5 protein-coding genes are annotated in these 5,157 nt (G+C 67.8%); 4 read left to right on the forward strand and 1 reads right to left on the reverse strand.

Annotated features, from left to right (window positions below):
- Positions 1-171: 171 nt before the first annotated feature.
- Genes FL311_RS40975 through FL311_RS40990 form a run of 4 tightly spaced genes read left to right on the forward strand, consistent with a single transcriptional unit; the run spans position 172 to position 3,340 of the window.
- Positions 172-1,314, forward strand: coding sequence for an acyl-CoA dehydrogenase (locus tag FL311_RS40975; RefSeq protein WP_141333058.1), 1,143 nt, complete (start codon positions 172-174; stop codon positions 1,312-1,314).
- 5 nt (positions 1,315-1,319) lie between these two features.
- Positions 1,320-1,769, forward strand: coding sequence for an AgmX/PglI C-terminal domain-containing protein (locus tag FL311_RS40980; protein ID WP_141333059.1), 450 nt, complete (start codon positions 1,320-1,322; stop codon positions 1,767-1,769).
- Positions 1,770-1,779: 10 nt separating this feature from the next.
- Positions 1,780-2,925: an acyl-CoA dehydrogenase family protein gene (locus FL311_RS40985; protein ID WP_141333060.1), complete on the forward strand. Its 1,146-nt coding sequence runs from the start codon at positions 1,780-1,782 to the stop codon at positions 2,923-2,925.
- Positions 2,926-2,929: 4 nt separating this feature from the next.
- Positions 2,930-3,340: a hypothetical protein gene (locus tag FL311_RS40990; RefSeq protein WP_141333061.1), complete on the forward strand. Its 411-nt coding sequence runs from the start codon at positions 2,930-2,932 to the stop codon at positions 3,338-3,340.
- Between the two features lie 376 nt (positions 3,341-3,716).
- Here FL311_RS40990 and FL311_RS46210 read toward each other — a convergent pair.
- Positions 3,717-5,157: Ig-like domain repeat protein (locus FL311_RS46210; RefSeq protein WP_194869589.1), on the reverse strand; the 1,441-nt coding region annotated here is incomplete at its 5' end.

Raw genomic sequence — 5,157 nt, forward strand, 5'->3', positions numbered from 1 at the left:
GACGTGTCCTTCGACGTCACGGTGCCCCTGAACATGTTCCTGGGCTCGCCCCTGGAATCCGGGGAGCGGGGGCGGGCGGTCGGCGGCTCATCGGCACGGTAACCGTCGCTTGGGGACGGGTCCTTCGTCTTCGCTATTCCCTGGGAGCACCCCCCGTAATATGGAGCCCTCATGAACTTCGAGCTGACCGACGTCCAGCGCGAGATCCAGCGGATGTGCCGCGAGTTCGCCGCCAAGGAACTGACCCCCAACGCCCGCAAGTGGGATGAGCACCACACGTGGCCCACCGATGCGGTGAAGAAGCTCGCCGAGCTGTCGCTGCTCGGTGTCGCCGTCCCCGAGCAGTACGGCGGCGCGGGCCTGGACAATGTCTGTTACGCGCTCGCCATGGAGGAGATCAGCCGCGGCTGTGCCTCCACCGGCGTCATCATGAGCGTGAACAACTCGCTCTACTGCGATCCGGTGATGAAGTTCGGCACCGAGGCGCAGAAGGAGGAGTTCCTCACGCCGTTCGCGCGGGGTGACAAGCTCGGCTGCTTCGGCCTGACGGAGCCCGAGGCCGGCAGCGACGCCGCCGCCCAGCAGACCGTCGCGGTGCGCCGGGGTGACGAGTACATCATCAACGGCTCCAAGAACTGGATCACCAACGGCCCCAAGGCCGACGCCATCGTGCTGTTCACGATGACGAACAAGGAGGCGGGCCACAAGGGCATCACCGCCTTCCTGGTCCCCACCAACACCCCCGGCTTCACGCGCGCCGAGCCCGACAAGAAGATGGGCATCAGCGCCGCCTGGTCCTGCTCCATGTTCTTCGAGGACATGCGCGTGCCGGCCAAGAACCTGCTGGGCAAGGAGGGCGAGGGCTTCAAGGTCGCCATGTCCACGCTGGACGGCGGCCGCATCGGCATCGCGTCCCAGGCGCTGGGCATCGCGCGCGCCGCGTACGAGGAGGCCGTCCGCTACTCGGGTGAGCGCAAGTCGTTCGGCAAGCCCATCCGCGAGCACCAGGCCATCCAGTTCATGATCGCCGACATGGCCATGGAGATCGACGCGGCCCGGCTGCTCATCTGGCGGGCGGCCCTGCTCAAGGACAAGGGCGTGCGTCACAGCGCGGAGAGCGCCATGGCGAAGCTGTTCGCCAGCGAGATGGCCAGCCGCGTGACGAACAAGGCCCTCCAGGTGCATGGCGGCATGGGCTACAGCAAGGAGATGGACGCGGAGCGCCACGTGCGCGACGCTCGCATCACCGAGATCTACGAGGGGACGAGCGAGATCCAGCGCATCGTCATCTCGGCCAACGTCCTGAAGGAGTAGGCACCATGAAGAGGGCACTGCTTCCCGTACTGGTCCTGGCGTCCGCCGTGGCGTTCGCCCAGGGCACTCCGTCGAAGAAGTCCGAGGGCGGGAAGCCCGCGGCCCCCACGAAGCCGGCGCCCGCGAAGAGCGACGCGCCGGACGTGGAGCGGATGCCCTTCACGCCGGACTCCATCCGCCAGGTGGTCGCCTACAACCAGGGGCGTATCCAGGAGTGCTACGAGGACCACATGGCGGAGAAGGACAAGAAGGTGGAGGGCAAGCTGCACACGTCCTTCACCATCGACGCCAATGGCCTGGTGAAGAACGCCAAGGTGAAGAAGGGCAGCACGCTGAAGGACCCGAACCTGCACGACTGCGTGGTGGCCGTGCTGACGTCCATGACGTTCCCCAAGCCTCCGGATGGCGCGGACCACCCCATCGAGTACCCGTTCAACCTCAAGGCCGTCGAGTAGGAAGACCTCCGTGAACCTCGAGCTGACCGAGACCCAGACGCTGATTCGCGAGACGGCCCGCAAGTTCGCGCGCGAGCGCGTGGCGCCGCTGGCCCGCGAGCTGGACCGCACGGAGCGCTTCCCGACGGAGCTCTACAAGGAGCTGGGGGAGCTGGGGCTGCTCGGGGTGAACATCCCGGCGAAGTACGGCGGCTCGGAGGCGGGCGCCGTCTCCTACGCGCTGGCGATGATGGAGATGGCGGCGGCGGACGCGTCCACCGCGGTGACGATGGCCGTCACCAACATGTGTGGCGAGCTGATCAACGCCTTCGGGACCGAGGCCCAGCGCGAGAAGTACGTGACGCGGCTGGCGTCCGGTGAGGCGGTGGCGGGCTCGTTCGCGCTCTCGGAGCCGCACGCGGGCTCGGACCCGGGCGCGCTCAGGACCACGGCGGTGCGGCGTGGCGACACGTGGGTGCTCAACGGCAGCAAGCAGTGGATCACGTCGGGTGCGCACGCCGGGGTGTTCGTGGTGTGGGCGCGGACGTCGGGCGCGGGCAACAAGGGCTTGTCCTGCTTCATCGTGGAGGGCGGGACGAAGGGCCTCATCGTCGGGCGGCACGAGGACAAGATGGGCCTGCGCTCGTCGAACACCGTGCCGTTGACGTTCGAGGACTGCGTGATTCCGGCGGAGAACCTGCTGGCGGCGGAAGGGCAGGGGTTCCGGCTGGCGATGGTCGCGCTGGACGGCGGGCGCATCGGCATCGCGTCGCAGGCGTGCGGGGTGGCGCGGGCGGCGCTGGAGGCGACGGTCTCGTATGTGAAGGACCGCAAGGCCTTCGGCCAGGCCGTGGGCGAGTTCCAGGGCCCGCGGTTCATGATCGCCGACATGAAGACGCAGATCGACGCGGCGGAGCTGCTGACGCTGCGCGCGGCGTTCCTGAAGGACCAGAAGCAGCCGTTCTCGCGGGAGGCGTCGATGGCGAAGCTGTACGCCAGCGAGACGAGCAACCGCGTCTGCGACAAGGCCGTGCAGCTTCACGGTGGCTACGGCTACATCGACGAGTTCCCCGTGGAGCGGTACTTCCGCGACGCCCGCGTGCAGACCATCTACGAGGGCACCAGCGAGGTGCAGCGCGTGGTGATTGCTCGCGAGAGCTTCAAGCTGCTGGGGTAGGCGCGTGGCGCTGAAGAAGAAGGGCCGGCATTACTACGGCGATTCGCGCGCGGACATCCGCCCCGAGCTGGAGCGATACAGCAAGGCGAACAAGTATCCCATCGAGCGGATGGATGAGCTGCGCTGCCCGGAGTGCGGCCATGAGCGCTCGCATCTGATTCTCGACGAGGATGCGGGCGCCGCGGTGCAGTGCTGCGTGAAGTGCGAGCACGAGGTTCCCCTCGCGGACAGCGAGGAGTTCCTCGAGGAGGCGGAGCTCGAACAGGCTGAGTGCCCCTGTGGGAATGGGGCGTTCGAGATGGCCGTGGGCTTCGCGTTCTACAAGGACAGCACGGATGTCCGCTGGGTCTACATCGGCTGCCGGTGTCCCGAGTGCGGGCTCACGGCGTGCTACGGGGACTGGAAGACGCCGTGAGGCCTGGGGCGAATCAGCCCCGACAGCTGGAGTAGGTGTGCGTCCTGAAATACATGCTGCGCGAGCCGTGCATGTACAGCTCGCCGCAGATGCAATCCTGCCGCCCGACCTCCACGGTCATCGAAGAGTCCGCACCACGCCTCGATTGGCTGCTGTTTTGTATTTGCATTCCTGTGGCTGTAGCACCTGTCATGCAACACAAGCCATGGTGGAAAGCCACTGGAGGAACTGTCGTTGTCCCGTGAGGGGCAATTCCTTCATCGCACCTCCGTCCGATAGGCATCGGGCCGAGGTGCCCACCACGACCGAGGGCTTCACGAGGGCGGGCGACTCTCGGTGTTGACAATCCATCACACCGAGAGTCCCGTCCTCGCCGTCAGTCGAGCTTCCGCCTCCGGAGGAACGACACCCCCACCCAGAGCGCCAGCATCACAAAGGACGCGCTGCTGGCGTCGGTGGCGCCGCAACCCCAACCGGTGACCGTCAAGTCGCGAGGGCCTGGCAGCTCCGGCTCGCTGGGGCCGTTGGGGTCCGAGGGCCCCGCGTCCTCGGAGCCTGCGTCGGGAGCCGTGCCAGCGTCGCCGTCACCCGCGTCCGGTTCTGGCTGCGGCGTCGTGCCCGCGTCATCGCCCGCGTCCGGCTCCGGCGTGGTTCCACCGTCGTCACCCGCGTCTGGCCCCGAGGGCGTTCCCGCGTCGTCACCGGCATCAGGCTCTGGCGGCGTTCCCGCATCTTCACCGGCATCAGGCTCGGGCGGCGTTCCCGCGTCGTCACCGGCGTCAGGCTCGGGCGGCGTTCCCGCATCTTCACCCGCGTCGGGCTCAGGGGGCGTTCCCGCATCTTCACCCGCGTCGGGCTCGGGCGGCGTTCCCGCATCAGGCTCCGCGCCCGCGTCGGGCGTGCCAGCATCCGGGGGCCCCGCATCGGGGGTACCCGAGTCCGGCGCTCCCGCATCCGGAGGTCCTGCGTCGAATGCCCCGGCATCGGGTGCCCCGGCATCCCGAGGCCCGCCATCCGGCTGCCCCGCGTCCGGCAGGCTCCCGCCGTCCCCGGGCTCGGCGACCACCAGCAGTTCCTCGGACATGCTCCACGAGTACACGTTCTCGATGCCACCGAACTCCGCGACGACACGATGTTCGCCCATCGGGAAGAACGAGAGCGCCACGGTGGCGGACCCCGCGCTGTCGACGTCCTGGGCCGTGACGAAGTCCCCATTCACGTAGAAGCTCACGGAGCCCGTCGTCAGCGGAACACCCGGGACGTCCGTCACGTAGGCCGTGAAGAACGTCGGCTCGCCCTCGATGATGGGCCCGCCCTGGTGCTCCAGCCGCGTCACCGTGGGCTCGATGCCCACGCCCCGGATGAGCAACGTCAGGTCGTTGAACGACAGGTCTCCGCCCGCCGTGAGGTCCTCCCAGCTCATCACCCACGTGTCCGTCGACTCCATGGGCGCCAGCATCAACACGTGCGGCGTGCGCTGCTGATAGCTCCACGCATCCATGTCGTAGGATTCGACGATCTGGACCTTGCCGTACTCCCGCGACTGGAGCCGCGAGTAGCCCGTCGGGCTGAGCCAGTTCGAACTCGGGTTGACCGTCGTCACCCGGTCCGTCGACAGCGACTGATGCAGGTCCAGGTTCAGTATCGTCTTCGAGAAGAAGACGTTGATGTCCCCGTGCCCCCACAGCTCGCACTGGTACCGGCCCTCGGGAGTGATGGCGGGCAGGAAGCACGCATCCGTGGCGCGGTCGTAGTCATGCTCCAGATACGTGACGAGGAAGAAGACGATCTCCCGCCCCCCGTCACCGTCCCCAGAC

It is taken from the genome of Myxococcus sp. AB025B (assembly GCF_006518215.1).
GTDB classification, from domain to species: Bacteria; Myxococcota; Myxococcia; order Myxococcales; family Myxococcaceae; genus Myxococcus; species Myxococcus fulvus.